The sequence below is a fragment of the Bradyrhizobium sp. genome, from assembly GCF_027451485.1.
In the GTDB taxonomy this organism is placed as follows: Bacteria; Pseudomonadota; Alphaproteobacteria; order Rhizobiales; family Xanthobacteraceae; genus Bradyrhizobium.
Genome location: NZ_DAIDJE010000118.1, coordinates 1 through 3,204, shown reverse-complemented (window position 1 = coordinate 3,204; position 3,204 = coordinate 1). Strand labels below are relative to the sequence as shown.

Sequence of the window (3,204 nt, the reverse complement as noted above, 5' to 3'; positions counted from 1 at the left end):
CGGTTCCCCGGACGGTCTCCGGTTCACCTTGGACCTTGGCCGCCAGATGCAGTGCCCAAGTGCCGGCCATGCCGGGGGCCACCTCGAAGCTGTAGACGCCGTCCTTCGCCTTCAACGCCTTCATTGGTGCCGGCATAGTCGGCATACCGGCCGGCCCCATATCGGCCGTGCTCTCAAAGATCACGGCGTCCGGTACCGGTTTGCTATCTGCGGAACGTACGAGCCGAATTTGGACAATGTCCTTTCCGGCTGACAGTTGAGGTTTGCCCACCAACTCGAACCGATAGTCGGTTGCCGCGGCAAAGCTTGGGGAAGCGGCAAACATAAGGCCGCAAGCGAACGCCGTAGCGCTCGCAAAAGCACGATTGCGATTCATCGGAACACCTTTCATGTCGATTTCCACCGAGATTTGACCCGGGATTTCCATTGAGAACTGACCCGGGTTGATGATGGTTTGAGGGTCAGGCGTTCGTCAAGTTTCGGGCTTTCTCCTTTGTGGGTTTGGCGGCCTTCGCCGAGCTGTTCTTGAAGCGGAAGCTGTCGTTTCCGGTTTCAAGGATGTGGCAGCGGTGGGTGAGGCGGTCGAGCAGCGCCGTGGTCATCTTGGCATCGCCGAACACGGTCGCCCATTCGCCGAAGCTCAGGTTGGTCGTGATGATGACGCTGGTGCGCTCGTAGAGCTTGCTAAGCAGGTGGAAGAGCAGCGCCCCACCCGAGGCGCTGAACGGCAGGTAGCCAAGCTCGTCGAGGATGACGAGATCGGAATGGGCGAGCCGTCCGGCGAGCTGCCCAGGCTTGCCCTGATGCTTTTCTTGTTCGAGGGCGTTGACGAGTTCGACGGTCGAGAAGAACCGGACGCGCTTGCGGTGATGCTCGATGGCCTGGACGCCGACAGCGGTCGCCAGATGCGTCTTGCCCGTGCCGGGGCCGCCGACGAGGACGACGTTGTGGGCGTCCTCCAGGAATTCGCAGCGGTGGAGCTGGCGCACGAGCGCCTCGTTGACCTCGCTTGAGGCGAAGTCGAAGCCGGCGAGGTCGCGATAGGCTGGAAAGCGGGCAACCTTGAGCTGATAGGCCGTAGATCTCACCTCCCTGTCGGCCGTCTCCGCCTTCAGGAGCTGCGACAGGATCGGCAGCGCCGCCTCGAAGGCCGGCGAGCCTTGTTCGGTCAGTTCGCCGACGGCCTGCGCCATACCGTGCATCTTGAGGCTGCGCAGCATGATGGCGATGGCGCCGGCGGCGGGATTATGACGCATGGCGCGTCTCCCGGACTTTGCGCAGCGCGTCGTAGCGCTCGACATTGGCCTGCGGCTCAGTGGTGAGCGTCAGGGCGTTAGGCGGCTTCACTGGCGGCGCATCGATCGACTTGCCGTCCACCAGGCGGTGCAGCACGTTCAGGATGTGGGTCTTGGTCGGCGCGCCGGCCTGCAGCGCCAGTTCGATGGCGGCGAGCACGGTCTGCTCGTCGTGCTGGAGCACCAGAGCGAGGATCTCGACCATGTCTCGGTCGCCGCCCGGCGTCTTGAGCAGGCGCTGTTGCAGCGCCCGGAAGGCCGGCGGCAGTTCGGCGAAGGGCGCACCATTGCGCAGCGCGCCCGGCTTGCGCTGGATGACCGCCAGATAGTGCCGCCAGTCGTAAACGGTCGCGCCGCTCATCAGCCTGTGGGAACGTGCGAAGACGCGGGCGTGCTCGCACACGATTTGTCCTTCGGCCGCGACGACCACGCGCTCAGGGTACACCCGCACGCTGACGGGACGGTTGGCGAAAGACGCCGGCACGCTGTAGCGATTGCGCTCCAGGTGGATGAGACACGTCGGGGACACGCGCTTGGCGTATTCGACGAAGCCGTCGAACGGACGGGGAAGCTGCATCAAGTGTTGCGCTTCCTCGCGCCAAGCGTCGGCCACCGTGCCCGGCTGCGCGCCGTGCGCGATCTCGACCCACAACTCCCGGCATCGCACCTCCAGCCAGTCGTTCAGCGCCGTCAGCGAGGCAAAGCTCGGCGTCGGCTGCCAGAGCCGATGACGGGCGTCCTGCACGTTTTTCTCGATCTGCCCCTTCTCCCAGCCAGAGGCCGGATTGCAGAATTCGGCCTCGAACAGGAAGTGGCTGACCATGGCCGAGAAGCGGGTGTTGACCTTGCGCTCCTTGCCGCGCCCGATCTTGTCGACCGCCGTGCGCATGTTGTCGTAAATCCCGCGTCGCGGCACGCCGCCCAGCACGCGGAAAGCATGGTTGTGGGCGTCGAACAGCATCTCGTGGGTCTGCTGCGGATAGGCCCGCAGGACGAACGCTCGGCTGTAGGCGAGCTTGACGTGCGCGACCTGCAACTTGGTCCGCTCACCCGCGATGATCGCCCAGTCCTCCGACCAGTCGAACTGGAACGCTTCGCCAGGCAGGAACGCCAGCGGCACGAAGGCGCCGCGACCGGTGGTCTGCTGTTCCCGATGCCGGGCCGCTTTCCACTCGCGGGCGAAGGCGGCCACGCGATTGTAGGAGCCGTCGTAGCCGAGGACCACAAGGTCAGCGTGCAACTGCTTCGCCGTCCGCTTCTGCTTGCGCGACTTCCCCGCCTCCTGCTGCAGCATCTGCGACAGTTTGTCGGCGAAGGGGTCGAGCTTGCTGGCGCGGTCGGGGAGGTTGAACCTCGGTTCCACGCTGTCCGAGCGCAGATATTTGCGGACCGTGTTCCTCGACAGACCAGTGCGCCGCGAGATCTCCCGGATCGAGAAATGGTCGCGATACCGCCAGCGTCGGATGACGCTCAATAACTCCATGTCGATCACTCCGATGCCCCCTGCCGTCGGCCAGGGGGTAGGTTCGAACATGGGTCAATTCTCGGTGGAAAAACCCGTAGCGCCCGGGTCAGTTCTCAGTGGAAATCAACAGACGTGGCCGAAGAAAGAGCCAGTTTCGCCGACCCAGGGCAAGGCTGCGAACTTGTCGACCGTCGCGATCAGGAACGCGGGCAGACGCCGGTAAATGGGCTCGTCGACAGTGAGAACCGGCAGCGGCCGGTTGCGGCTGAAATCACAATTCGTATTGACGCAACGGATCTCGAGGTTGGTTGGCGCATGCTCGTTGGGCATGCAGGCAAAGGACGAAGCCGTGAATTCCGTGCCACACCAAGGACACGCCTTTAGCGGTGCCGGCGCTCGCTTGTCACGGCGATTCCGGAAACGCCGCACGCGACCGACGGCGGT

General features: G+C 64.2%; 4 protein-coding genes. All 4 read right to left on the bottom strand.

The window, feature by feature from the left end:
- The coding region (locus NEZ08_RS15480; protein WP_298108454.1) for a FixH family protein at positions 1 to 391 on the bottom strand (391 nt) is incomplete at its 3' end.
- A gap of 70 nt (positions 392 to 461) precedes the next feature.
- The gene (istB, locus tag NEZ08_RS15475; RefSeq protein ID WP_298108452.1) at positions 462 to 1,256 is read right to left on the bottom strand and encodes an IS21-like element helper ATPase IstB; all 795 of its coding nucleotides are present in this window, start codon (positions 1,254 to 1,256) and stop codon (positions 462 to 464) included.
- On the bottom strand, positions 1,246 to 2,778 hold the full coding sequence (gene istA, locus NEZ08_RS15470) for an IS21 family transposase (protein WP_298108457.1): 1,533 nt from the start codon (positions 2,776 to 2,778) through the stop codon (positions 1,246 to 1,248). The genes istB and istA overlap by 11 nt, the downstream gene beginning before the upstream one ends.
- A 105-nt stretch (positions 2,779 to 2,883) precedes the next feature.
- Positions 2,884 to 3,204: hypothetical protein (locus NEZ08_RS15465; protein WP_298108449.1), on the bottom strand; the 321-nt coding region annotated here is incomplete at its 5' end.